Origin of the sequence: Pseudomonas sp. Irchel s3f10 (genome assembly GCF_900187515.1) — a bacterium.
GTDB classification, from domain to species: domain Bacteria; phylum Pseudomonadota; class Gammaproteobacteria; order Pseudomonadales; family Pseudomonadaceae; genus Aquipseudomonas; species Aquipseudomonas tensinigenes.
Map to the genome: position 1 here is coordinate 30,518 of NZ_FYDZ01000020.1, position 22,865 is coordinate 53,382.

The 22,865-nt window shown below is 59.3% G+C and carries 25 protein-coding genes and 1 tRNA gene; 6 read left to right on the forward strand and 20 right to left on the reverse strand.

All coding sequences use genetic code 11. The features are described 5' to 3' along the window. Positions 1-48: 48 nt before the first annotated feature. The 8 genes from ychF to CKW17_RS27260 form a co-directional block, all read right to left on the reverse strand. Complete coding sequence (ychF, locus tag CKW17_RS27225) at positions 49-1,149, reverse strand: redox-regulated ATPase YchF (RefSeq protein ID WP_034156038.1); 1,101 nt, start codon at positions 1,147-1,149, stop codon at positions 49-51. A 22-nt stretch (positions 1,150-1,171) separates the two neighbouring features. Beyond that, entirely contained in the window at positions 1,172-1,756 is a 585-nt protein-coding gene (pth, locus tag CKW17_RS27230; protein WP_008079560.1) for an aminoacyl-tRNA hydrolase, read from the reverse strand. 171 nt (positions 1,757-1,927) lie between these two features. After that, complete coding sequence (locus CKW17_RS27235) at positions 1,928-2,530, reverse strand: 50S ribosomal protein L25/general stress protein Ctc (RefSeq protein WP_034156037.1); 603 nt, start codon at positions 2,528-2,530, stop codon at positions 1,928-1,930. Positions 2,531-2,672: 142 nt separating this feature from the next. Then, complete coding sequence (locus CKW17_RS27240; RefSeq protein WP_003171603.1) at positions 2,673-3,614, reverse strand: ribose-phosphate pyrophosphokinase; 942 nt, start codon at positions 3,612-3,614, stop codon at positions 2,673-2,675. A gap of 45 nt (positions 3,615-3,659) precedes the next feature. Beyond that, positions 3,660-3,734: transfer RNA gene (locus CKW17_RS27245), tRNA-Gln, on the reverse strand. Between the two features lie 36 nt (positions 3,735-3,770). Next, the gene (gene ispE / locus CKW17_RS27250; protein ID WP_095122969.1) at positions 3,771-4,622 is read right to left on the reverse strand and encodes a 4-(cytidine 5'-diphospho)-2-C-methyl-D-erythritol kinase; all 852 of its coding nucleotides are present in this window, start codon (positions 4,620-4,622) and stop codon (positions 3,771-3,773) included. 3 nt (positions 4,623-4,625) lie between these two features. Continuing rightward, complete coding sequence (lolB, locus tag CKW17_RS27255) at positions 4,626-5,243, reverse strand: lipoprotein insertase outer membrane protein LolB (protein WP_095122971.1); 618 nt, start codon at positions 5,241-5,243, stop codon at positions 4,626-4,628. Positions 5,244-5,246: 3 nt separating this feature from the next. Then, on the reverse strand, positions 5,247-6,971 hold the full coding sequence (locus CKW17_RS27260) for a tetratricopeptide repeat protein (protein WP_095122972.1): 1,725 nt from the start codon (positions 6,969-6,971) through the stop codon (positions 5,247-5,249). 182 nt (positions 6,972-7,153) lie between these two features. Here CKW17_RS27260 and hemA point away from each other — a divergent pair, with 182 nt between their 5' ends. The 6 genes from hemA (at position 7,154) to CKW17_RS27290 (ending at position 12,514) form a co-directional block, all read left to right on the forward strand. Next, the gene (gene hemA / locus CKW17_RS27265; protein ID WP_095122974.1) at positions 7,154-8,440 is read left to right on the forward strand and encodes a glutamyl-tRNA reductase; all 1,287 of its coding nucleotides are present in this window, start codon (positions 7,154-7,156) and stop codon (positions 8,438-8,440) included. Then, the gene (prfA, locus tag CKW17_RS27270; protein WP_077574521.1) at positions 8,437-9,519 is read left to right on the forward strand and encodes a peptide chain release factor 1; all 1,083 of its coding nucleotides are present in this window, start codon (positions 8,437-8,439) and stop codon (positions 9,517-9,519) included. The genes hemA and prfA overlap by 4 nt, the downstream gene beginning before the upstream one ends. Continuing rightward, positions 9,520-10,350, forward strand: a complete 831-nt coding sequence (prmC, locus tag CKW17_RS27275) for a peptide chain release factor N(5)-glutamine methyltransferase (protein ID WP_095122976.1) — start codon at positions 9,520-9,522, stop codon at positions 10,348-10,350. Further along, the gene (locus CKW17_RS27280) at positions 10,344-11,099 is read left to right on the forward strand and encodes a molybdopterin-synthase adenylyltransferase MoeB (protein WP_095122977.1); all 756 of its coding nucleotides are present in this window, start codon (positions 10,344-10,346) and stop codon (positions 11,097-11,099) included. Before prmC ends, CKW17_RS27280 begins: the two co-directional genes overlap by 7 nt. Then, on the forward strand, positions 11,092-11,883 hold the full coding sequence (murI, locus tag CKW17_RS27285) for a glutamate racemase (RefSeq protein ID WP_095122979.1): 792 nt from the start codon (positions 11,092-11,094) through the stop codon (positions 11,881-11,883). The genes CKW17_RS27280 and murI overlap by 8 nt, the downstream gene beginning before the upstream one ends. 112 nt (positions 11,884-11,995) lie before the next feature. Continuing rightward, entirely contained in the window at positions 11,996-12,514 is a 519-nt protein-coding gene (locus CKW17_RS27290) for an acyloxyacyl hydrolase (RefSeq protein WP_095122981.1), read from the forward strand. A gap of 129 nt (positions 12,515-12,643) precedes the next feature. Here the strand turns inward: CKW17_RS27290 and CKW17_RS27295 are convergent, their stop codons facing one another. From CKW17_RS27295 to CKW17_RS27350, 12 genes are all read right to left on the reverse strand, one after another. Beyond that, positions 12,644-12,949: a YkgJ family cysteine cluster protein gene (locus CKW17_RS27295; protein WP_007912865.1), complete on the reverse strand. Its 306-nt coding sequence runs from the start codon at positions 12,947-12,949 to the stop codon at positions 12,644-12,646. Between the two features lie 53 nt (positions 12,950-13,002). After that, a complete protein-coding gene (locus CKW17_RS27300) occupies positions 13,003-13,494 on the reverse strand; it encodes a DUF2878 domain-containing protein (RefSeq protein WP_095122983.1) in 492 nt (163 codons plus the stop codon). Next, positions 13,487-14,752, reverse strand: a complete 1,266-nt coding sequence (locus tag CKW17_RS27305) for a cyclopropane-fatty-acyl-phospholipid synthase family protein (RefSeq protein WP_095122985.1) — start codon at positions 14,750-14,752, stop codon at positions 13,487-13,489. The genes CKW17_RS27300 and CKW17_RS27305 overlap by 8 nt, the downstream gene beginning before the upstream one ends. Next, the gene (locus tag CKW17_RS27310) at positions 14,739-15,554 is read right to left on the reverse strand and encodes a DUF1365 domain-containing protein (RefSeq protein WP_095122987.1); all 816 of its coding nucleotides are present in this window, start codon (positions 15,552-15,554) and stop codon (positions 14,739-14,741) included. Before CKW17_RS27310 ends, CKW17_RS27305 begins: the two co-directional genes overlap by 14 nt. Next, positions 15,551-16,798, reverse strand: a complete 1,248-nt coding sequence (locus CKW17_RS27315) for an NAD(P)/FAD-dependent oxidoreductase (RefSeq protein ID WP_095122989.1) — start codon at positions 16,796-16,798, stop codon at positions 15,551-15,553. The genes CKW17_RS27310 and CKW17_RS27315 overlap by 4 nt, the downstream gene beginning before the upstream one ends. Continuing rightward, on the reverse strand, positions 16,795-17,577 hold the full coding sequence (locus CKW17_RS27320) for an SDR family oxidoreductase (RefSeq protein ID WP_095122991.1): 783 nt from the start codon (positions 17,575-17,577) through the stop codon (positions 16,795-16,797). Before CKW17_RS27320 ends, CKW17_RS27315 begins: the two co-directional genes overlap by 4 nt. Next, positions 17,574-17,996: a nuclear transport factor 2 family protein gene (locus tag CKW17_RS27325; RefSeq protein WP_016987206.1), complete on the reverse strand. Its 423-nt coding sequence runs from the start codon at positions 17,994-17,996 to the stop codon at positions 17,574-17,576. Before CKW17_RS27325 ends, CKW17_RS27320 begins: the two co-directional genes overlap by 4 nt. Continuing rightward, positions 17,989-19,434: a deoxyribodipyrimidine photo-lyase gene (phrB, locus tag CKW17_RS27330; RefSeq protein WP_176470128.1), complete on the reverse strand. Its 1,446-nt coding sequence runs from the start codon at positions 19,432-19,434 to the stop codon at positions 17,989-17,991. Before phrB ends, CKW17_RS27325 begins: the two co-directional genes overlap by 8 nt. Before the next feature lie 20 nt (positions 19,435-19,454). Further along, positions 19,455-20,396 carry a MerR family transcriptional regulator gene (locus CKW17_RS27335; protein ID WP_095122995.1) on the reverse strand — a complete coding sequence of 314 codons (942 nt, stop codon included), beginning with the start codon at positions 20,394-20,396 and terminating at the stop codon, positions 19,455-19,457. Beyond that, complete coding sequence (locus CKW17_RS27340; RefSeq protein WP_095122997.1) at positions 20,396-21,358, reverse strand: DUF523 and DUF1722 domain-containing protein; 963 nt, start codon at positions 21,356-21,358, stop codon at positions 20,396-20,398. Before CKW17_RS27340 ends, CKW17_RS27335 begins: the two co-directional genes overlap by 1 nt. A gap of 212 nt (positions 21,359-21,570) precedes the next feature. Next, entirely contained in the window at positions 21,571-21,786 is a 216-nt protein-coding gene (locus CKW17_RS27345) for a TIGR02450 family Trp-rich protein (protein ID WP_095122999.1), read from the reverse strand. Next, positions 21,783-22,769: an NAD(P)/FAD-dependent oxidoreductase gene (locus tag CKW17_RS27350; RefSeq protein WP_095123001.1), complete on the reverse strand. Its 987-nt coding sequence runs from the start codon at positions 22,767-22,769 to the stop codon at positions 21,783-21,785. Before CKW17_RS27350 ends, CKW17_RS27345 begins: the two co-directional genes overlap by 4 nt. Positions 22,770-22,865 lie beyond the last annotated feature (96 nt).

Consider the following 22,865-nt stretch of genomic DNA (forward strand, 5'->3'; position numbering starts at 1 on the left):
GCACAAAAAAGCCGCGTATCAAACGCGGCTTTTTCTTCGGCGTAACGCTTACACGTTGAAGCGGAAGTGCATCACGTCGCCGTCTTTGACGATGTAATCCTTGCCTTCCAGACGCCATTTACCGGCTTCTTTGGTGCCGGCTTCGCCCTTGTACTGGATGAAGTCGTTGTAGGCGATCACTTCGGCGCGGATGAAGCCTTTCTCGAAGTCGGTGTGGATCACGCCAGCAGCTTGTGGTGCGGTGGCACCGACTTTGACGGTCCAGGCGCGGACTTCTTCGACACCGGCGGTGAAGTAGGTCTGCAAGTGCAGCATTTCGTAGCCGGCGCGGATCACGCGGTTCAGGCCAGGCTCTTCCAGGCCCAGGGCCTCGAGGAACATGTCCTTCTCTTCGCCGTCATCCAGCTCGGCGATTTCCGCTTCGATCTTGTTGCAGACCGGAACCACCATCGCGCCTTCTTCTTCGGCAATGGCGCGAACCACGTCCAGGTGCGGGTTGTTCTCGAAACCGTCTTCAGCGACGTTGGCGATGTACATGACCGGTTTGGTGGTCAGCAGGTGGAAGCCCTTGATCACCGCTTTTTCGTCGGTGCTCATGTTCTTCATCAGGCTGCGCGCCGGCTTGGCTTCGGTGAAGTGCGCGATCAGTTGCTCCAGCAGAGCTTTCTGAACCACGGCGTCCTTGTCACCACCCTTGGCGTTGCGCGCGACTTTCTGCAGTTGCTTCTCGCAGCTGTCGAGGTCGGCGAAGATCAGTTCCAGGTCGATGATTTCGATGTCGCGCTTCGGGTCGACGCTGTTGGAAACGTGGATCACGTTTTCGTCTTCGAAGCAGCGCACGACGTGAGCGATCGCGTCGGTTTCGCGGATGTTGGCGAGGAACTTGTTGCCCAGGCCTTCACCTTTCGAGGCGCCGGCCACCAGGCCTGCGATGTCGACGAATTCCATGGTGGTCGGCAGGATGCGCTTCGGATTGACGATGGCCGCCAGTGCTTCCAGGCGCGGATCCGGCATCGGCACGATGCCGCTGTTCGGCTCGATGGTGCAGAAGGGGAAGTTTTCGGCCGCGATACCGGATTTGGTCAGGGCGTTGAACAGGGTGGACTTGCCGACGTTAGGCAGGCCGACGATGCCGCAATTGAATCCCATGGTGTTTCCCCTCGGGTAAAAGTCAGGCCTTCTGGCTGTGCAGGTTTTTCATCGCGCGGTTCCATTCCCCGGCGAGGATATCCGGCAGCACGCCGAGGGCAAAGTCGATGCTGGCATCGAGTTTTTCCTGTTCGGCGCGTGGCGCACGACCCAGGACGAAATTTGAAACCATACTGGCAACGCCCGGGTGGCCAATGCCAAGCCGCAGGCGGTAGAACGTATTCTGATTACCCAGTTGCGCAATGATGTCGCGCAACCCGTTGTGACCGCCATGGCCGCCGCCCTGCTTGAGCTTGGCAACGCCCGGAGGCAAGTCGAGTTCGTCATGCGCCACCAAAATTTCTTCAGGCTTGATGCGGAAGAAACCGGCGAGTGCCGCCACGGCCTGGCCGCTGCGGTTCATGTAGGTGGTGGGAATCAGCAGACGAACATCCTGACCCTGATGCGAATAGCGCCCGGTCAGGCCGAAATATTTGCGATCGGCCACAAGATTCACATTCTGTGCGTGGGCGATACGCTCAACAAAAAGGGCCCCTGCGTTATGCCGGGTCTGGTCGTATTCGGCGCCTGGATTTCCCAGGCCAACGATCAGTTTGATGGCAGTCACGATAGGGGCCCTTCCTTTGAGTGGTGAGTAACATCGCCGCGATCAGGCAAAGCGGCGAAAGTGGACGAAAAATGCTCATTTACCATGGATGTAAACTCCGCGTTCTCGCCCGCTTTCTCGCTACGTTCCAGTCCGCGATGTTACTTGCTCACTCAGGCATGACAGAGTGAATTACTCTGCTGCGCCTTCTTCGGTAGCTTCTGGAGCAACGCGTGGAGCGTGTACGTTTGCAACAGCTTTGTCGTCACCGTGAGCCAGTGCAACGAACTCAACGCCTTTAGGGGCTTTGATGTCGGACAGGTGGACGATTGCGCCGATTTCCAGAGCCGACAGGTCGACTTCGATGAACTCAGGCAGATCTTTCGGCAGGCAAGTTACTTCGATTTCGTTCAGGACGTGCGAGATCTCGCCGCCTTTCTTGACCGGAGCTTCTTCACCAACAAAGTGCACAGGCACGATAGCGGTCAGTTTCTGACCGGCTACGACGCGTACGAAGTCAGCGTGCAGAACGTGACCCTTGGACGGGTGACGTTGCAGAGCTTTGATGATGACGTTCTGCTTTTTGCCGCCGACGTTCAGTTCGATAACGTGGCTGTAAGCCGCTTCGTTTTCGAGCAGTTTGGCAACTTCTTTGGCCAGCATGCTGATGGATTCAGGGGCTTTTTCGCCACCGTAAACAACAGCTGGAACCAGAGCGGCGAGACGACGCAGGCGGCGGCTCGCACCTTTCCCCAGGTCGGAACGCACTTCAGCATTCAGAGTAAAATCGTTCATTTTGTATCTCCAAAATAGCCATGACCGGAGTGGCGTTTGCGACCAGCGCCAAACACGGTATGGGCAAAAAAGCCCCGCCCCGGCAGGAATGCCGGGGCGGGGCGCTTTTCGTCAACGAGACATTTCGCGAAGGGCAGGGCCCTTAACGGAACATCGCGCTGATCGATTCTTCATTGCTGATGCGGCGAACCGCTTCGGCAACAACCGGTGCGATATCCAGTTGACGGATACGTGCACAGGCTTGTGCTGCAGCGGACAGCGGGATGGTGTTAGTCACCACCAGCTCGTCCAGCACGGAATTTTCGATATTCTCGATGGCCCGACCCGACAGCACAGGGTGTGTGCAATAGGCAAAGACCTTGGCTGCGCCATGCTCTTTCAGGGCCTTGGCCGCGTGGCACAGAGTGCCGGCGGTATCGACCATGTCATCGACCAGAATACAGGTACGCCCTTCGACATCACCGATGATATGCATCACTTCAGAGTGATTGGCTTTCTCACGGCGTTTGTCGATGATCCCGAGATCCACACCCAGGGATTTGGCAACGGCACGTGCACGCACGACGCCACCAATGTCCGGGGACACGATCATCAGGTTTTCGAAGCGCTGATCTTCAATGTCATCCACCAGAACCGGGGAGCCGTAGATGTTATCTACCGGAATATCGAAGAAACCCTGAATCTGGTCAGCATGCAGATCAACCGTGAGAACACGGTCGATGCCGACTACGGTAAGCATGTCAGCAACGACTTTCGCGCTGATAGCCACACGTGCGGAACGCGGACGGCGATCCTGACGGGCATAACCAAAATAAGGAATAACAGCAGTGATACGAGTAGCCGAGGAGCGGCGGAAGGCATCAGCCATCACTACCAGTTCCATCAGGTTATCGTTGGTCGGAGCGCAAGTCGGCTGAATAATGAAAACGTCTTTACCGCGAACGTTTTCATTGATCTCGGCAGTAATTTCGCCGTCGGAGAACTTACCGACAGAGATGTCACCGAGAGGGATATGCAGCTGACGTACAACACGCCGAGCCAGATCGGGGTTAGCGTTCCCCGTAAAGACCATCATCTTGGACACGCGCAGTACCTAGAGGCTGAGGGTAACCTGGATGAGTATAGAAAATGGCAGGGGCGGCTGGATTCGAACCAACGCATGGCAGGATCAAAACCTGCTGCCTTACCGCTTGGCGACGCCCCTGTATCTGTTGCATCAAGTGCCGAGCACTTGGTTCCTTTAGAGCAGACTTTGCAGCTTGCGGTGCAACATCGAAACGTTGCTGCCTTTGGCTACAAACCCTGTAAGGGTCTCTGTCAGAAGGGCCGAGACTTTATCAGCTTCAGCTTTGCTTGGGAAGCCCCCAAACACACAACTTCCAGTTCCGGTGAGTTTTGCTTCGGTAAATTTACCTAACAAATCCAATGCGTTACGTACTTCTGGATAACGCCTTGCAACCACCGGCAAGCAGTCATTTCGACTGTTTCCCTCGGGAACGGGGCGCACTTTAATGGGCGGCGTGTTACGTGTCAACAAAGGATCGGAAAAAATTTCTGCCGTACTAACAGAGACTTGCGGCACGAGCACCAGATACCACGGTTCTTCGGGATTCACCGGGGTGAGTTTCTCGCCCACGCCCTCGGCAAACGCCGCGTGACCACGGACAAAAACCGGCACGTCGGCACCGAGTGTCAGGCCCAGCGCGGCCAGGCGATCTTCATCCCAACCCAACTGCCACAAATGATTCAGGCCGAGCAAAGTCGTCGCCGCATTCGAACTGCCGCCACCGATGCCGCCGCCCATGGGCAGGACTTTATCAATCCAGATATCGATGCCGAGCGTGCAACCGGACTGTTGCTGAAGCATTTTCGCCGCGCGCACGATCAGGTTGCTGTCATGCGGCACGCCGACGAACTCGGTGTGCAGTTGAATCACACCGTCATCACGCACGGCAAAAGTGATTTCATCGCCGTAATCGACAAACTGAAACAGCGTCTGCAACTCGTGATAACCGTCTTCACGGCGACCGAGAATGTGCAGCATCAGGTTGAGTTTGGCCGGCGAGGGCAGGGTCAGACGTGCAGCGGTCATCGGTTATTGTCCCAGCTTGCGCGGTTGCCAGGTCTTGATCACCAGCGTCACGTCAAGATCAGTGCCGTGCAGCTTGATGCGCTCGGGCAACCAGTAACCGTTTTGTTCGGTGTAAGCGGTGTATTCGACTTTCCAGCCATCCTGTTCGAGGTTGGCCAGACGGCTGTCGGCGTCCAGATTCAGGCGACTTTTGCTATCAGGCGCTGGCAGGCCACGGACCCACCAGGCCAGATTCGACACCGGCAGTTTCCAGCCGAGCTGTTCTTCGAGCAGGGCTTCCGGCGATTGCGATTCATAGCGACCCTGGTTGGCAACTTCCAGCGAGACCTTGCCCGGACGCCCGGTCAAACGTGCCGCGCCACGACCCAGCGGGCCGGACAAACGAATGTCGTAGTAATCCTGACGTTGCAGCCAGAACAGCGTGCCGCTACCGGAATCTTTCGGCGCGCGGATGCCGATCTTGCCGTCGATCTGCCAGCCATCGAGGCCGGTCAGTTGCTGTTTGTTCGCGGCCCATTGAGCCGGACTGCCGTGGCCATCGACCGATTCGCGAGTGCCAAAACCCGAGCAGCCAGCGAGCAGGGCGATGAAGCTGAAAACAATAACGTGGCGCAAAAACATGAGTTAAAGAGTCTCGGATCCGGTCAGGCGCTTGATGGTGCTGCGCAGAATGGTGCTGTCGGGCTGATCCTTGAGGAATTTGCCCCAGATTTGTTTGGCTTCACGCTGGTTGCCCTTGGTCCACAATACTTCGCCCAGATGCGCGGCGACTTCGTGATCAGGGAAACGCTCCAGCGCTTGACGCAGATATTTCTCGGCGTCATCCAGATTGCCCAAGCGGTAATTCACCCAGCCGAGGCTGTCGAGTACGGCCGGGTCTTCCGGATTGATCTGGTGTGCCTGCTCAATCAGCGCTTTGGCTTCAGCGTAGCGTGTGGTGCGATCGGACAAGGTGTAGCCGAGTGCGTTGAGCGCCATGGCGTTGTCCGGATCACGCTTGATGATCAGGCGCAGGTCTTTTTCCATTTGCGCGAGGTCATTGCGTTTTTCCGCGAGCATGGCCCGGGTATAGAGCAGATTCAGATCGTCCGGGTATTGCAGCAAGGCTTGCTGCAAGACTTTCCAGGCCTTGTCGTCCTGTTTATTGGCCGACAGGGTTTCCGATTCGATCAGGTACAACTGAATCGCGTAGTCCGGTTGTTCGTCACGCTGGGCGGCGAGTTTGCTCTGCGCTTCAGCGGTTTTGCCGTTGTTCATCAGAATATCGGCCTGACGCAATTGCGCCGGCAGATAATCGTTGCCCGGGCCGACCTGGGCGTACTCGATGAGCGCGCCTTGCGGGTCGTTGCGTTCTTCGGCAATTCGCCCTAGGTTCAGGTGCGCCGAATCGACGTGGCTTTCGCGGGCGATCAAGTCTTCCAGATAACCCTTGGCCTCGTCCCAGGCTTTGGCTTCCAGGCAGACCAATGCCAGCGAGTAACGCAGTTCGTCGTCTTCCGGGTATTGCTGCACAAGGCTGGAGAACTCGGCCTTGGCGTCGTCCATCCGGTCCTGTTCAACCAGCATGCGCGCGTAAGTCAGGCGCAGGCGCTTGTCGTCCGGGTACTTCTTGATGCTTTTCTGCAGCAGTGGCAGCGCTTCGTCGCCCCGGTTGAGAATCTGCAGCAGGCGCGCGCGCAGCAGAATCGGTGCGATCTCGCCGTCATCTGGCGGATTGTCTTCGAGCAGGGCCAGTGCGGCTTTGTTGTCACCGTCCTGCTGCAAGAGCAGGGCTTTGCCGAAAATCAGCTGGCTGTTGTTCGGATGACGCTGCAACAACCGGTCAAAACTTTTCATCAGGCCGTTGCGGGTTTCCTGATCGGTATCCGCTGCCGACAACGCGAGGAAGTCGAAATGGGTATCGCCCTTGCCTTGCAGGACCTTTTCCATATAGACCATCGAGTCGTCATAACGCCCGGCGCGCGCCAGTTGCACGGCAGCGGCGCGCTGCGCTTCGAGGTCGTCCGGGGCGTTTTTCGCCCAGATCAGCGCGGTATCGAGGGCCGGTTGATCGGCGCCCAGATATTCGGCGATACGGAAGGCGCGTTCGGAGACACCCGGATCCTGCGTATTGATGGCCTGGGTCACGTAGTTATCCAGAGCAATGTCGAAACGATTGCGCTGGCCGGCGAGTTCGGCGCTCAACAGGCTGAAAACGGTTTCCTCGCTGAACGAGCTGTAAACCTTGGGCTTTTCAGGCGCGGGCGTGGTGTCTTCAACCGACGGCGTACCGTCCGGCGAAACGGGAGCCAAGGCCTGGCAGCCGCTGAGGAAGACAAAAGCGAAGAGCAACGCGGAAGATCTATTCATATAGGAAGAGGACGACTAACCTGCGGTCGGATCATCATGACACAAGCCTTCGGCCAAACATAACCGAGACTCAATTGTGCCCATTATAGGGACTGACGATTGGGACAATAGTCAGCGGTAGTTGTTCTGAATCTTTCGAAGTAGGACAATTGCCGGCTTCACGTCACCATCAGCGACCTTGAATGGCCTTCCTTGCACTCGGTATCAACCACAAGACTGCTTCAGTAGACGTCCGCGAGCGCGTGGCTTTTACTCCTGAACAGCTGGTGGAGGCCTTGCAGCAGCTCTGCCGACTGACCGACAGCCGCGAAGCCGCGATCCTCTCCACCTGCAATCGCAGTGAGCTTTATATAGAACAGGATCAGCTTTCTGCCGATATCGTGCTGCGCTGGCTGGCCGACTATCACCATTTAAGCCTCGATGAGCTGCGCGCGAATGCTTATGTGCATGAAGATGATGCGGCAGTTCGTCACATGATGCGCGTCGCCTCCGGGCTCGACTCGCTGGTGCTGGGCGAGCCGCAGATTCTCGGTCAGATGAAATCGGCCTATGCCGTGGCCCGCGAGGCCGGCACCATCGGTCCGCTGCTGGGGCGACTGTTTCAGGCAACGTTCAATGCCGCCAAACAGGTGCGCACCGACACTGCCATCGGTGAAAACCCGGTGTCGGTGGCGTTTGCTGCCGTTAGCCTGGCGAAACAGATTTTCAGTGATTTGCAGCGCAGCCAGGCCCTGCTGATTGGCGCCGGCGAGACCATTACTTTGGTCGCCCGCCATTTGCACGAGCTGGGGGTCAAGCGCATCGTCGTCGCCAACCGCACGCTGGAGCGCGCCAGTTTGCTCGCCGAGCAGTTCGGCGCCCACGCGGTGTTGCTGTCGGACATCCCGGCAGAACTGGTACGCAGCGACATCGTGATCAGCTCGACTGCCAGTCAGTTGCCGATTCTCGGCAAGGGCGCGGTCGAGAGTGCGCTGAAGCTGCGCAAGCACAAGCCGATCTTCATGGTCGACATCGCCGTTCCCCGCGATATCGAGCCGGAAGTCGGCGAGTTGGACGACGTTTACCTCTACAGCGTCGACGATCTCCACGAAGTGGTCGCCGAGAATCTCAAGAGTCGTCAGGGCGCAGCCCAGGCCGCGGAAGAGATGGTTTCGGTCGGCGCCGATGATTTCATGGTGCGCCTGCGCGAACTGGCGGCGGTCGACGTGCTCAAGGCCTATCGTCAACAGAGCGAACGCCTGCGTGATGAGGAGCTGCAAAAAGCCCTGCGCTTGCTCGCCAACGGTGGCAACGCCGAAGAGGTGCTCGGGCAACTGGCCCGTGGCCTGACCAATAAACTCTTGCATGCGCCTAGCGTGCAACTGAAAAAGCTTTCTGCCGAAGGCCGCCTTGATGCGCTGGCCATGGCCCAGGAACTCTTTGCCCTTGAGGGCTCACCGGATAGCTTTTCGGATAAAAAACCGCAATGAAAGCGTCACTGCTCAATAAGCTGGATGTTCTCCAGGACCGTTTCGAGGAACTGACCGCGCTGCTTGGCGACGGCGAAGTCATTGCCGATCAGGCCAAATTCCGCGCTTATTCCAAGGAATACGCCGAACTCGAGCCGGTGGTACAAGGCTATAAAAAGCTCCTCAGTGTACAAAGCGATCTGGAAGGCGCGCAGGCGTTGCTCAAGGACAGCGACCCGGACATGCGTGAAATGGCCGTGGAAGAAGTCCGCGAAGCCAAGGAATTGCTGATCACCCTGGAAGCCGATCTGCAACGCATGTTGCTGCCAAAGGACCCCAATGACGGGCGCAACGTCTTCCTCGAAATTCGCGCCGGCACCGGTGGCGACGAGGCGGCGATCTTCTCTGGCGACCTGTTCCGCATGTACTCGCGTTATGCCGAGCGCCGTGGCTGGCGTGTGGAGATTCTTTCGGAAAACGAAGGCGAACACGGTGGCTACAAAGAAGTCATCGCCCGCATCGAAGGCGACAACGTTTACGGCAAGCTGAAATTCGAATCCGGCGCGCACCGCGTTCAGCGTGTACCCGCCACCGAGTCCCAGGGCCGCATCCACACGTCAGCCTGCACCGTGGCGGTATTGCCCGAGCCGGACGAGCGCGAAGCCATCGAGATCAATCCGGCGGATTTGCGCGTCGACACTTTCCGTTCCTCCGGGGCCGGTGGTCAGCACGTCAACACCACCGATTCGGCGATCCGCATCACGCACATACCGACCGGCACCGTCGTCGAGTGTCAGGAAGAACGCTCCCAGCACAAGAACCGTGCCCGCGCGATGGCCTGGCTGTCGGCCAAGCTCAACGATCAGCAGACCGCAGCGGCGGCCAACGCAATCGCCAGCGAGCGCAAATTGCTTGTGGGTTCCGGTGACCGTTCCGAGCGGATTCGCACCTATAACTTTGCTCAGGGCCGGGTCACCGACCATCGCGTCAACCTGACCCTGTATTCCCTCGATGAAATTCTCGCCGGTGGCGTTGAAGCGGTGATCGAGCCGTTACTGGCCGAATATCAGGCTGACCAACTCGCAGCGATAGGTGAATAAATGACCATCATCGCCAGCCTGTTGCGCGCCGCTGAATTGCCGGACTCGCCCACCGCGCGTCTGGATGCCGAGTTGCTTCTCGCCGCTGCACTGGGCAAATCGCGCAGTTTTCTGCACACCTGGCCCGAGCGCATCGTGCCGAGCGAAGCGGCGCTGACTTTTGCCGAGTACTTGCAACGCCGCCGTAGCGGTGAACCGGTGGCTTATATTCTCGGGCAGCAGGGCTTCTGGAAACTCGATCTTGAAGTCGCGCCGCACACGCTGATCCCGCGTCCTGACACTGAATTGCTGGTGGAAGCGGCGCTGGAATTGCTGCCCGCGACGCCGGCCAAAGTGCTCGACCTCGGCACCGGCAGCGGCGCGATTGCTTTGGCCTTGGCCAGCGAACGTCCGGCGTGGAAAGTCACTGCCGTGGATCGCGTGCTCGAAGCCGTGGCCCTCGCTGAACGTAATCGCCAGCGTCTGCATCTGAACAACGCCACGGTGCTGAGCAGCCATTGGTTCAGCGCACTGGAAGGTCAGCGTTTCCAGTTGATCATCAGTAACCCGCCGTATATTGCTGCCGCCGATCCGCATCTGGTCGAAGGCGATGTGCGCTTCGAGCCGACCAGCGCATTGGTCGCCGGTGAAGACGGGCTCGACGATCTGCGTCTGATCGTTGCCCAAGCGCCGGAGCATCTCGAGGCCGGGGGCTGGCTGATGCTCGAACACGGCTATGATCAAGCCGAAGCCGTGCGTGATCTGCTGCTGACCCGCGGTTTTGAGGAAGTCCACAGCCGCACCGACCTGGGCGGTCATCAACGCATCAGTCTGGGGCGCCTGCCGTGCTGAACGATCAGGAATTGCTGCGCTACAGCCGGCAGATTCTGCTGCAACACATCGACATTGACGGGCAACTGAAGCTCAAGGACAGTCGCGTGCTGATCGTAGGCCTCGGTGGTCTCGGCGCACCGGTTGCCTTGTATCTGGCAGCGGCGGGTGTCGGTGAGTTGCATCTGGCGGATTTCGACACGGTCGATCTGACCAACCTGCAACGCCAGATCATTCATGACACCGACAGCGTCGGCATGAGCAAGGTCGACTCGGCGCTCAAGCGTCTGACCGCGATCAATCCAGAAGTCCAACTGATCCCTCATCGTCAGGCGCTGGACGAGGATTCTCTCGCCGCAGCCGTGGCAGCGGTGGATCTGGTGCTCGACTGCTCCGATAATTTCTCCACCCGCGAAGCGGTCAACGCTGCGTGTGTAGCTGCGTGCAAACCGTTGGTCAGCGGCGCGGCGATTCGACTCGAAGGGCAGTTGTCGGTGTTCGATCCGCGCCGCGACGAGAGCCCGTGCTACCACTGTTTATACGGGCACGGCAGCGAAGCCGAATTGACTTGCAGTGAGGCCGGTGTGGTTGGGCCGCTGGTCGGTCTGGTTGGCAGCCTGCAAGCACTGGAAGCCTTGAAGGTGCTGGTCGGTTTCGGCGAACCGCTGGTGGGTCGCTTGCTGTTGATCGATGCTCTCGGTTCGCGCTTCCGCGAGTTGCGCGTCAAGCGTGATCCGGGTTGCAGCGTCTGTGGTTCGCGCCATGCGTGAAGCGCCGATCGGCGTGTTCGACTCCGGTGTCGGCGGCTTGTCGGTGCTGGCGGAAATCCAGCGTTTGCTACCCAATGAATCACTGCTCTATGTCGCCGATTGCGGGCACATTCCCTACGGAGAGAAAACCCCGGAGTTCATCCGTCAGCGCTGCAGTGTGATGGCCGGGTTTTTCCGTGAGCAAGGCGCCAAGGCCTTGGTCATCGCGTGCAATACCGCGACGGTCTCGGGTGTCGCCGATCTACGCCGTGATTTTCCCGACTGGCCGCTTGTCGGTATGGAGCCTGCGGTCAAACCTGCCGCCGCCGCGACCCGCAGTGGGGTGGTCGGCGTGCTCGCCACCACCGGCACATTGCAGAGCGCCAAGTTCGCAGCACTGCTTGATCGCTTTGCCACCGATGTACGCGTGATCACCCAGCCATGCCCCGGTCTGGTCGAGCTGATTGAAAGCGGCGATCTGCACAGCGCCGAGTTGCGCCAGTTGCTGCAAGGTTACGTCGAGCCGCTGTTGGCCAGCGGTTGCGACACGATCATTCTGGGCTGCACCCACTATCCCTTTCTCAAGCCGATGCTCAAGTCGATGATCCCTGCGGACATCAGTCTGATCGATACCGGTGCTGCTGTAGCGCGGCAACTTCAGCGGCTTTTGGCGGAGCGCGATTTGCTCGCTGCCGGCCCGAACCAACCGGTCAGATTCTGGACCAGCGCTGATCCTGCGTATTTCAAAAACATCCTGCCACGGCTCGGACAAAACGCTGGCGAAGTGCAAAACTTCGACTTGTAAAAAAATTGTGAAATAACTAAAAAATCAGCTGAACTTCTGAGCAGGCGCTAGCTTCTATAGCGAAGAGTTATCTAGAAAACCAAACGATCGTTCCGGAAAAGGAAGTTTCAACGTGAAGCGACTATTCTGCTTGGCCGCGATTGCGGCCGCACTGATGGGGCAAAGTTTTACCGCACAAGCGGCAGGTGTTGAGTTCGCGGTGGGGGCCACCAGCGATTCGACCATGACGTACCGCCTGGGCATGAATTTCGACTGGGACAAGAGCTGGCTGCAAAGTGACGTCGGTCGCCTGACCGGTTACTGGAGCGGTGCTTACACTTACTGGGAAGGTGACAAGACCTCGAGCAACAACAGCCTGTCGTTCTCGCCGGTGTTTGTTTATGAGTTTGCCGGCCAGTCGGTCAAACCGTATGTCGAGGCGGGGATCGGCGTCGCGGCTTTCTCCAATACCAAGTACGAATCCAACAACCTTGGCGGCTCTTTCCAGTTTGAAGACCGCCTCGGTTTTGGTCTGCGTTTCAATGGCGGGCATGAAGTCGGAATTCGTGCGACGCACTATTCCAACGCTGGTCTTGCCAGTGACAACGACGGTGTAGAAAGTTACTCGCTGCATTACACACTGCCGCTCTAAGCCGAGCGCATAACCCCTGTAGGAGTGAGCCTGCTCGCGATAGCGGTGTGTCAGTCAATATTTGTTTGACTGATACACCGCTATCGCGAGCAGGCTCACTCCTACATTTGTTCTAGGGTGTTCTTGAGGTCAGCGGTAGGCAGTCGTGATGCCTTTGCGCTCTTCAATGCACTCGGGCGCGCCCATCTCGAACTCGCGGCAGATCAGCGGGCGTTTCTCATAGATCGTGCACATCATGCTGTCGCGATCCAGCGCCGCGCACCAGCCGTCGTCAAGACGCAGCATCACTTCACCGCCCCACTCATCGGTATCGATAAAGCGATCAGGCACGCCGGTGTCGGTGATCAGCATCACTTCGAGCTGGCAACAGCACGCCGCGCAGGTCGAGCAGGTGACTGCCGGTTCAGTGATTTGTTGGTGGGGAATGGTCTTCATGGCCGGCAGTGTAAGGCAGTGGTCGACATGCGTGTGAAAGCTCTGACGGACGCTCAGTGGCTTGATCGCCGGGCCATCACATGCAACAGCGGAAACAGCAGCGCCCAGAGCAGGCCGATGCCGATCAGGGTGGGCAACTCGCCGTAGGGAAATTGCACGCCTGCCAGCCGCCCGCCGGCGTAGTAAGACAATGCGCCGCCGACGGCACCCAGTGAACTCGCCAGCCACCACGGCCGGGCGCTCCAGGCCAGGCAATGGCGCAACGTGGTCGCGAGCAGCGCCCACAACAGCATCAGCCACAGTGGAATCAGCGGCGACAAGTCCTGAAATTCGAATACGCCCAAAGCGCGCAAAACGCTGTCCACCGCCGTGCCGACAATCACCACGCTCAACACCAGACGGCCCTCGGCCGCCCAACTGCTGATCCAGCACAGATGGATGACCAGCACCGCCAGCGCCACCAGCAGCCACAAACTGTTGCCGCCGAGTACGCAGATCAGCCAGCCGATCTGGAACAATACGGCATTGGCGACACGCTCAAGCATCGAAGCGTCCGAGCAGCGGTGCGGTCATCGCCGCCGGTTTGGCCAGCAACAATTGCGCGGTGCCGATGGTGCGTTCGAGGAAGCCGCCCTCGCAGTAACACAGGTAAAACTCCCACAGCCGCAGGAAATAATCGTCATAGCCCAGTTCGGTGAGACGGCCATGGGCGCGGCGGAAGTTCTCATGCCACAGGCGCAGGGTTTTTGCGTAATGCAGGCCGAAATCTTCCATGTGCAGCAGGTTCATGTCGGTGTCGCGGCCGACCACTTCGAGCATTTTCTGCACGCAGGGCAGGGCGCCGCCGGGGAAGATGTAGCGCTGGATGAAATCGACGCCGCGCTTGGCCTGTTCGTAGCGCTGTTCGCGGATGGTGATTGCCTGGATCAGCATCAGGCCGTTGCTCTTGAGCAAGTGCGCGCACTGTTTGAAGTAGGTCGGCAGGAAGCGGTGACCGACCGCTTCGATCATCTCGATCGACACCAGTTTGTCGTATTCGCCGGTCAGGTCGCGGTAGTCCTTGAGCAGCAGCGTGACCTTATCCTGCAAACCCAGTTGTTCGATGCGTTGCGCGGTAAACGCGTACTGCTCTTTTGACAGCGTCGTGGTGGTGACGCGGCAACCGTAGTTCTGCGCCGCGTAGAGCGCCATGCTGCCCCAACCGGTGCCGATTTCCAGCAAATGGTCGCTGGGTTGGAGCGCGAGCTTCTGACAGATCCGCTCGAGTTTGTTCAGCTGCGCCTGTTCGAGGCTGTCTTCAGGCGTAAGGAACTGCGCCGCCGAATACATCATGGTCGGGTCGAGAAACTGCTCGAACAGGTCGTTGCCCAGATCGTAGTGCGCGGCGATGTTTTTCTGCGAACCCTTGCGCGTATTGCGATTCAGCCAATGCAGGCCTTGCACAAACGGCCGACCGAGACGGGCCAGACCACGCTCCATGGCATCGAGCACGTCGAGATTGCTGACGAACACGCGCACCACCGCTGTCAGATCCGGTGAACTCCAATAACCGTGGATAAACGCCTCGCCAGCACCAATCGAACCATTGCCGGCGACCATGCCCCAGACGGCCGGATCCGTCACATGGATTTCCCCGAGCAAAGCACTGCCCGGCGTACCGAACATCAGCCGTTCACCATCCTCGACCACCAGCAGTTGCCCGTGTTTGAGCTGCGCCAATTGGCGCAACACGCCACGACGCAGCAGCGATCCGGTCAAACCGTTGGCGCTGAACCGACTGACCGACAGACTAGAGGATTTCATGGCGGTGCTCCTTGGGAGGCACAGTGGCGGTTTGAAAGCTGCCGTCGGCAGTCTGATGAGCAAAGATCGGTGCGCGTTTGAGCAGCAGTCGCAGCGCTTGCCAGTAAATGGCCAGGGCGGTTTTCGCGGTCATCCACGGAAAGCGCCGCAAGTAACGGTGCAGGCTGTGGCGATCGAGGCTTTCGCGTTGCAGATTGAGCGTCGCGTCGAACAGCTTGTGCTCGCCCTGCCAGTCGGCCATGTGCACACCGAGGTTTTGCGCAGCGGGACTGAAACTCATGCGGTATTCGAGATCGCGCGGCAAAAACGGCGAAACGTGAAAGGCTTTGGCCACGGCGAAGTGCTGATGAAAATCCTGCAGGTTGGCGGGCGTGCGCGCCGGCAGCACATAGTGATAACGCTCGCGCCACGGCGTGTTGGTGACTTCGCAGACAATCGCCGCCAGTTGCCCGTCGGCCTCATGGCAATAAAAGAAACTCACTGGATTGAACGACAACCCCCAACTGCGCGCCTGGGTCAGCAGGCAGATCGAGCCTTGCGGTTCATGGCCGATGGCAATGCCGACCTGCTGACGCACGGCGTCGATCAGGCGTATGCCACGGCCGGTGAAGGTCTTCAGGTAGTCGGTCTCGCGAAAGGAAAACGGCGCAAAGCGACTGCGCCCGGCCAGCGGCGACAGTGCAAGCACGGCGTCCTGTTCGCTGAGGTCGAGGTAGAGCAAACCGATGCGGTAACGGAATTCATGGCGGCGCGGCGAAAAACGCCGATGGCCGATCCAGCCGCTGTAGAGGGCGCTGTTCATAAGGTTTCCCCGAACGCGGCGGCCACGCGCAAGGCGCTGACCACACCGTCTTCATGAAAACCATTGGCCCAGTAGGCGCCGCAATAATGCGTGTGTTGCGCGCCATCCAGTTCGCCCCAGCGATTCTGTGCCGCCACCGCAGCGAGGCTGAATTGCGGGTGGGCGTAGGTGTAACGGGCAAGCACTTTGTCGGGGCTGATGCCGGCGCTTTGATTGAGGCTGACACAGAACGTGGTGTCGCTCTGAATACCCTGCAAAATGTTCATGTCGTAGGTGACGGCGGCGTGGGTGTGGCCGGCGCCGCTGAGCCGATAGTTCCAGCTCGCCCAGGCCAGTTTGCGTGTGGGCAACAAGCGCGTGTCGGTGTGCAACACCACTTCGTTGTCGGCGTAGGGCAGGGCACCGAGGATCGCGCGTTCGGCTTCGCTTGGGACCGCCAGCAGTTTCAACGCTTGATCGCTGTGACAGGCGAACACCACCTGATCGAAGTGTTCGAGGCCTGCCGGGCTGTGGATAACTACGCCATGCACGTCACGATCAACCCGGGTGACCGGGCAATTGAGACGAATCCTTTCCTTGAACGCGGCCGTCAGCGGCGCGATATAAGCGCTCGAGCCACCTTCAATGACTTGCCACTGCGGACGATCACTGACCGACAACAGTCCATGATTCTTGAAAAAACGTACGAAAAACTGCAGCGGGAAATTGAGCATTTCCGCCATCGGCATCGACCAGATCGCCGAACCCATCGGCACGATGTAATGCAGGATAAAACGTTCGCCGTAACCGCCGGCTTTAAGGTATTCGTCGAGGGTGGTGTCGGCGGCGATGCGCAGTTCGATGAGGTCGCGCTGGGCTTCTTTGTTGAAGCGCAGGATGTCGCGCAACATGCCCCAGAACCCCGGTGACAACAGATTGCTGCGCTGGGCGAACAGGCTGTTGAGGTTGTTGCCGTTGTATTCCAGGCCGGTGTCCGGGTCGGTCACCGAGAAACTCATTTCGGTCGGCTTGAACGCCACGCCAAGCTGGCCGAGCAAGCGAATGAAGTTCGGGTAGGTCCAGTCGTTGAACACGATGAAACCGGTGTCCACCGCATATTGGCGGCCATCGACGGTCACCGGCACGGTGTGCGTGTGGCCACCGACCCAGTCGCCCGCCTCGAATACCGTGACTTCATGGCGGCGATTGAGCAGATAGGCGCAGGTAAGCCCGGCGATCCCGCTGCCGACGATGGCGATTTTCATGTCGGATCCGTCAGCGGAGGCGACTTGCGCACCATGCGCTTGCCGATCGCCAGCTGCACGCGTGCCGGCAGTTTCGACAGTGGCCACAGCGCGGCCATGAACAGCGCCGGGAAAGCGATCTCCAGCGGCCGGTCCTTGAGCTTGGCGAAGATGTGCCGCGCGGCTTTATCCACAGGCCAGCTCAACGGCATGGGGAAATCGTTTTTCGCGGTCAGGGGTGTTTCGACGAAACCGGGGCTTACCACGGTGACTTCAATGCCTTCGTCGGCCAGATCGATGCGCAACGACTCGAACAGGTAACGCAAACCGGCCTTTGAGGCGCCGTAGGCTTCGGCCCGTGGCAGTGGCAAGTAGGTCACCGAACTGGCCACACCGATCAGATGCGGCGCGGTGCCTTTGCGCAGCAGCGGCAGCGCGGCTTCGATGCAATAACTGCTGGCGAGCAGATTGGTGCGCACCACATGCTCGACGATCGAGGAGTCGAACTGTTTGGCATCGACGTATTCGCAGGTGCCGGCGTTGAGAATCACCGAGTCCAGCGAACCCCAGTCCGCGGCGATCTGCTCGCCGATTTCGCGCACCGTCTGGCTGTTGGTCAGGTCACCCGGCACTACCAAAACCTGCCCTGGATAGCGTTGTGACAAGACTTTGAGCGGGGCAATCTGACGGGAACTGACCGCCAGGTGCGCACCGGTTTTCAGGATCTCTTCAGCGAGCGCCGCGCCGATGCCACTGCTGGCCCCGGTCAACCAATAACGCCGTGGAGGTGTACGACTCATCCCATTCTCCTTTTCAGCCAGGCAATGACCCGGCCCAATACTGGCAAGTGTTCATACAGCAGCGCCCCGGCATCGAAATAATCCCGATGGCGATAAACCTTGTCGTGCCACAGCAAATGCGAGCAGCCGCTGACACGAATGACGCGGCCACCCGCCAGGCGCGGGTGGCGATAACTCATGACCCAGCGCAAGTAACCTTCGCAGTCGCCGATCTGGTCGAAACCATGAAAATCGAAACGCAGTTCGCTGACGTTGGCGTATAGCTCGCCAAAATAGTCGCGTAGCTGCGCCAGCCCCTGCACTTCGTGCAGCGGGTCGGTGAAATGAATGTCATCGCTGTACAGCTCGCCCAGGCTTTGCAGGTTGTCTTTGTTCAACGCTGAAAATTGCCGGGCGAAGCGGCGCAGGAATTCACTCATCATCGCCTCCTGAAGACGTCCGCGAAGGCAGATTCTTGAAGGCCGCCAAAGCGCGCTGACGCGAGGTGCTGAGGTTGACGATTGGCGACGGATAGTCCGCCGCGCCGAACAAGCCACCGACGTCGGCCGGGTTATGCACTTGTTTTTTGTTGAGGTCGGCCAGTTCAGGCAGCCAGTGCTTGATGAACAGGCCTTCGCTGTCGAACTTTTCCGACTGGCTCAACGGGTTGAAGATGCGGAAGTACGGCGCCGAATCGGTGCCCGTCGACGAACTCCATTGCCAGCCACCGTTGTTCGCCGCGAGATCGCCATCAATCAGGTGGCGCATGAAAAAGCGTTCGCCTTCACGCCAGTCGATCAGCAGGTTTTTGGTCAGGAACATCGCCACGATCATGCGCAGGCGATTGTGCATCCAGCCGGTTTCCAGAAGTTGGCGCATGGCCGCGTCGATGATCGGCAGACCTGTGCGCGCCTCTTGCCACGCGGCGAGATCGTCCGGCGCATCACGCCAGGCCAGCGCTTCGGTTTCCGGGCGGAAAGCGCGATGGCGGGAAACGCGGGGATAGCCGACCAGAATGTGTTTGTAGAACTCACGCCACAGCAGTTCATTGATCCAGGTGACCGCACCGACCTTGCCGCTTTCGAATTCGCCCTGATTGCTTTGCAGGGCGGCGTGCAGGCATTGCCGTGGCGAAATTACACCGGCAGCGAGATACGCCGAAAGCTGACTGGTGCCGGGCTTGGCCGGGAAGTCGCGTTCGCTTTGGTAGTAATCGATCTGCGCGTCGGTGAAGGTGTCGAGGCGGCGTCGGGCTTCCTGTTCGCCGGCCGGCCATAGATCGCGCAGGGATTGGCTCGGTGTGGCGAAGCCTTTGACGGAGTCGGGAATCGGGTCGCTGTCTATCGCCAGTTTTGCCTGTTTGCCTGGGGCCTTGACCAGCGCCGGCATCGAGCGATGCAGGCGTTCGTAACAGACTTTGCGGAACTGGCTGAACACCTTGAAGTAACTCTCGGTCTTGGTCAGCACGCTGCCGGGTTTGAACAGCAACTGGTCGAGATAGCTGTGAAAGGTGATGCCCTCGGCCTTCAGTGTTTCGGCCACCGCTGCATCGCGACGGCTTTCATGGACGCCATATTCTTCATTGACGTGAACCGCCGCTATCTTCAGTTGCCGGCAGAGTTTGAGCAGTTCTGCGGGGGCTTGATCCCAATGGCTTGCAGTGCGAATCAGCAACGGGATGTTGAGTTGGCCAAGGCTTGCGCTCAGCTCACGCAGGTTGCGCAACCAGAAGTCGACCTTGCACGGCGCATCGTCATGTTCCAGCCACTGCTGAGGGCTCAACAGGTACACGGCGACCGTCGGGCCGCGCGCTGCGGCGGCCGCGAGGGCAGTGTTGTCATGTTGGCGCAAGTCGCTGCGCAGCCAGATCAATTGCATGTCGGAACTCACGGCGTCCATTAAATCAGCCCACGCTGAACGAGTTCCTGGTGCGCAAGAAGCGCGTCTTCCGCCAGGAACACATCAGCCATCTCGGAAGTTCTTACGGACAACTCGGCGTGGTGGATGCATACCGTTGGTCCGACCAGCATTTTCGGGCAGCTGACTCCGTTCAATAGTTTCGGCAACTGCGCAAGGCTTATGGCTTTGCTGGAATACAGCAGTACGCCACGGGCCTGCAGGTGTTCGACCGCCAGCGCCAATTCGGTAGCCGGCAGCGGCCAGTCAAACACTTGCACCGGACAATCGGCGCTGCTGATCAGCCACGCGCACAGCCACAGATGAGGCTCCAGTGGCAGGTCGGAATGGTTGATCAACAGCAGCGGGGCGCCATGCAACTGACGATTGTTATGGTAGATGCGTGTGCCGAATTTGCTGCGTAACCACGAATAAAAGAACACCCGCTCCATCTGCGCGCCGAACTGGCCCTGCCAACGCTGCTCCAGTTCCGCCAGCAACGGCATCAGCAATTGCTCGCACAGCGTGCGTGGCGGGTAGAGCGCCATGGCCTGATTGACGCTGTCGTCGAGGCTGCGTTCATTGAGCTGCGTAACGGCCGTCAGCAGTGTCTGGCGCAAGCGCTGCCAATCGTTTTCCACTGATTCGCTGAACGCCTGCGGTGCGTCGAGCAGCGGTTTGACCTGACTGACAGCAACACCACGGTTAAGCCAGGTGAGGATGGTCAGAATTTGCTGCACATGTTCGGCCGAATACAGTCGGTGGCCCTTGGGGGTGCGTTGTGGCACGACCAGCCCATAGCGGCGTTCCCACGCACGCAGGGTGATCGCATTGACGCCGGTCTGCCGCGCGACTTCGCGAATCGGCAGCCAACCCTCGTCGAGGGCTTTTTTAAAATCCGCGCCTAGGTCTTCCTGGGCGCTGGTATCCATTTTGTCGTTCATTAGATTGCGTTTCGCAGGCTGAGGTTTTCCGGGTGCGGTTGCAGGTAAACCTGTTGCGCGATGTACGAATCCGGATGGAGGCGAAAGTGGTGCTTGAGCAACGTCAACGGCACCACCAGCGGCACGATGCCCTGGCGATACTGGCCGATGACGTGTTGCATTTCCTGTTTGTCTTCGGCGCTGATTACCTGTTTCAGATAACCGCTGATGTGCAGCAGCACGTTGCAGTGGGTGCCACGGGTGGCGCATTTCTTCAATGCCGCCATCAGTTCGCTGAAGTAGCGCGGGCCGAGTTCGACGGGATCGGTGTCGGCCATGTTGCCGAGCAGTTTGCCCAGCGCTTTGTATTGCAGCGGGTTGTGCGCCATCAGCAGGTATTTGTAGCGCGAGTGGAATTCGGTGAGGGCGCGGCGGCTCAGACCTTTCGCGAGGACTTGCTGCCATTCGCTGTAGGCGAACACACGGGTGATGAAGTTCTCGCGCAGCACCGGATCGTTGAGGCGCCCGGCTTCTTCCACGGGCAGATCCGGATGCCGTGCGCAGAACGCCTGGGCATAGATTCCGCGCCCGCCGCCGTTCACCGGGGCGCCGTTGGCGTGGTAGACCTTGACCCGCTCCAGGCCGCAGGACGGCGATTGCTGCATGAAGATGTAGCCGCAGATGTCATCGAGTTCGGCGGCCATTTTCTCGCCGTATTCGGCCAATGGCTGGGTGACGTTGATTGCCCGGTTCACCGTGCCGACCGCTTGTGGATGCTCGGCGTCGCCGACAAGGCGGATGGGTTCGCGCGGGATGCCCAGGCCGATGGCGACTTCAGGGCATACGGGGACAAAGTCGAAATGCTCGGTGAGGGTGCGGCTGCACAGGCGCGATTCCTTGTGCCCACCGTTGTAGCGCACCTCGGCACCCAGCAGGCAGGCGCTGATGGCGATTTTTGGCTTGGCTACGCAAGGATCAGACATGGGCACCTCGAATCCATACCTGTACAGAGGTTGATCTCTGTACAACTTTGCTCAGCATAGATTCATGGGTGTACAAGTCAAATTATTTGTACAACTTTTTGGTTGATGCGATTTCTTGTAGGAGTGAGCCTGCTCGCGATGGCGCCGTCTCAGGCAACATCGATGTTACTGACAAACCGCTATCGCGAGCAGGCTCACTCCTACAGGGGGCTTTATTGCCAGCCCAATAGCCAGTGATCCTTGTTCCTGAGGACTTGCCAATCGAGTCGTTCGGCACGCTTGGTCAACACCGCCTGCAACTCGACTTCCAGCACCGTGCCTTCCTCATCACGGAACAACTCGGTCACCAGAAAGTGCTTTTCACGATTCTGCGGGTGGGCTGCTGTCCATTTCGACAGCAGCAATTTACGCGGATTGATGCGGTTCATTGCAGGTGTTCGTGTAAGCGTTTTGCAGCTTCCTGGCCACTCAGCCAAGCGCCTTCGACACGCCCGGACAGGCACCAGTCGCCGCAGGCATACAGGCCAAGATCGGCATCGGCCAGCGTGCCCCATTCGTGGCCCGTCGCCGGGCGCGCATAGAGCCAGCGGTGGGCGAGGCTGAAGCTCGGCGCCGGCATGGCGCTGTGCAACAGTTCAGCGAACGCACCGTGCAGTTGCTCGATCACCGCTTCCTTGGACAAGTCGATGTGTTGCCGGCTCCACGCACTGGTGGCATGCAGTACCCAGGTGTCGAGGGTGTTGTCGCGCCCCGGTTTGCTGCGGTTGCGCGCCAGCCAGTCGAGCGGGCTGTCCTGTACAAAGCAGCCTTCGATCGGCGTATCCAGTGGTGTTTCGAAAGCGAGGGCGACGGCCCAGGTCGGGTCCATTTTCACCCCGGCGGCGGCCCCGGCAAGTTTCGGTGCGGCGGCCAGCAAGGCAGTCGCTTGCGGTGCCGGGGTGGCGATCACGACATGGCTGAACGGCCCGTGCGTGAAGCCTTCGGCGTCTTGTAGATGCCAGTGCTCCTCACCGCGAAACACCTCAGTGATCCGGCAGGCGAAGTGCACCTCCAGGCCATCGAGCAAGCCACGGGTGATGGCGCTCATGCGCGGCGCACCGACCCAGCGGGTCTGCTCGTCCGGCGACAGATTCAACTGCCCGCCCTGATAGGTGTAGAGCTGCGGCGTCCACTCGGCGACCCAGCCCTGGCTTTGCCAACGCTGTACTTCAGTGACGAAGCGGCGGTCGCGGGCGGTGAAATATTGCGCGCCCATGTCCAGCGAGCCGGCGTCGCTGCGCTTGCTCGACATGCGCCCGCCGCTGCCGCGACTTTTATCGAACAATTGCACGGTATGCCCTGTCTCTGTCAGAGCCTGGGCGGCGGAGAGTCCGGCGATGCCGGTGCCGATGATTGCGATAGGTACAGTCATAGGGGCCTCGTTTACCTTTCTGTACAGACTACGCCGTGGATGAAACCTGTACAATTTTGTTTTTTGGTATAACTTCTAGCGTTCTCGTTCTGACAG

Excerpts from the sequence above, each read along its gene's own strand:
- ychF (WP_034156038.1), bottom strand. The coding sequence starts at position 1,149 with ATGGGATTCAATTGCGGCATCGTCGGCCTGCCTAACGTCGGCAAGTCC.
- CKW17_RS27235 (WP_034156037.1), bottom strand. The coding sequence starts at position 2,530 with ATGAACGATTTTACTCTGAATGCTGAAGTGCGTTCCGACCTGGGGAAA.
- ispE (WP_095122969.1), bottom strand. The coding sequence starts at position 4,622 with ATGACCGCTGCACGTCTGACCCTGCCCTCGCCGGCCAAACTCAACCTG.
- lolB (WP_095122971.1), bottom strand. The coding sequence starts at position 5,243 with ATGTTTTTGCGCCACGTTATTGTTTTCAGCTTCATCGCCCTGCTCGCT.
- CKW17_RS27260 (WP_095122972.1), bottom strand. The coding sequence starts at position 6,971 with ATGAATAGATCTTCCGCGTTGCTCTTCGCTTTTGTCTTCCTCAGCGGC.
- hemA (WP_095122974.1), top strand. The coding sequence starts at position 7,154 with ATGGCCTTCCTTGCACTCGGTATCAACCACAAGACTGCTTCAGTAGAC.
- prfA (WP_077574521.1), top strand. The coding sequence starts at position 8,437 with ATGAAAGCGTCACTGCTCAATAAGCTGGATGTTCTCCAGGACCGTTTC.
- prmC (WP_095122976.1), top strand. The coding sequence starts at position 9,520 with ATGACCATCATCGCCAGCCTGTTGCGCGCCGCTGAATTGCCGGACTCG.
- murI (WP_095122979.1), top strand. The coding sequence starts at position 11,092 with ATGCGTGAAGCGCCGATCGGCGTGTTCGACTCCGGTGTCGGCGGCTTG.
- CKW17_RS27295 (WP_007912865.1), bottom strand. The coding sequence starts at position 12,949 with ATGAAGACCATTCCCCACCAACAAATCACTGAACCGGCAGTCACCTGC.
- CKW17_RS27300 (WP_095122983.1), bottom strand. The coding sequence starts at position 13,494 with ATGCTTGAGCGTGTCGCCAATGCCGTATTGTTCCAGATCGGCTGGCTG.
- CKW17_RS27305 (WP_095122985.1), bottom strand. The coding sequence starts at position 14,752 with ATGAAATCCTCTAGTCTGTCGGTCAGTCGGTTCAGCGCCAACGGTTTG.
- CKW17_RS27310 (WP_095122987.1), bottom strand. The coding sequence starts at position 15,554 with ATGAACAGCGCCCTCTACAGCGGCTGGATCGGCCATCGGCGTTTTTCG.
- CKW17_RS27315 (WP_095122989.1), bottom strand. The coding sequence starts at position 16,798 with ATGAAAATCGCCATCGTCGGCAGCGGGATCGCCGGGCTTACCTGCGCC.
- CKW17_RS27320 (WP_095122991.1), bottom strand. The coding sequence starts at position 17,577 with ATGAGTCGTACACCTCCACGGCGTTATTGGTTGACCGGGGCCAGCAGT.
- CKW17_RS27325 (WP_016987206.1), bottom strand. The coding sequence starts at position 17,996 with ATGAGTGAATTCCTGCGCCGCTTCGCCCGGCAATTTTCAGCGTTGAAC.
- phrB (WP_176470128.1), bottom strand. The coding sequence starts at position 19,434 with ATGCAATTGATCTGGCTGCGCAGCGACTTGCGCCAACATGACAACACT.
- CKW17_RS27335 (WP_095122995.1), bottom strand. The coding sequence starts at position 20,396 with ATGAACGACAAAATGGATACCAGCGCCCAGGAAGACCTAGGCGCGGAT.
- CKW17_RS27340 (WP_095122997.1), bottom strand. The coding sequence starts at position 21,358 with ATGTCTGATCCTTGCGTAGCCAAGCCAAAAATCGCCATCAGCGCCTGC.
- CKW17_RS27345 (WP_095122999.1), bottom strand. The coding sequence starts at position 21,786 with ATGAACCGCATCAATCCGCGTAAATTGCTGCTGTCGAAATGGACAGCA.
- CKW17_RS27350 (WP_095123001.1), bottom strand. The coding sequence starts at position 22,769 with ATGACTGTACCTATCGCAATCATCGGCACCGGCATCGCCGGACTCTCC.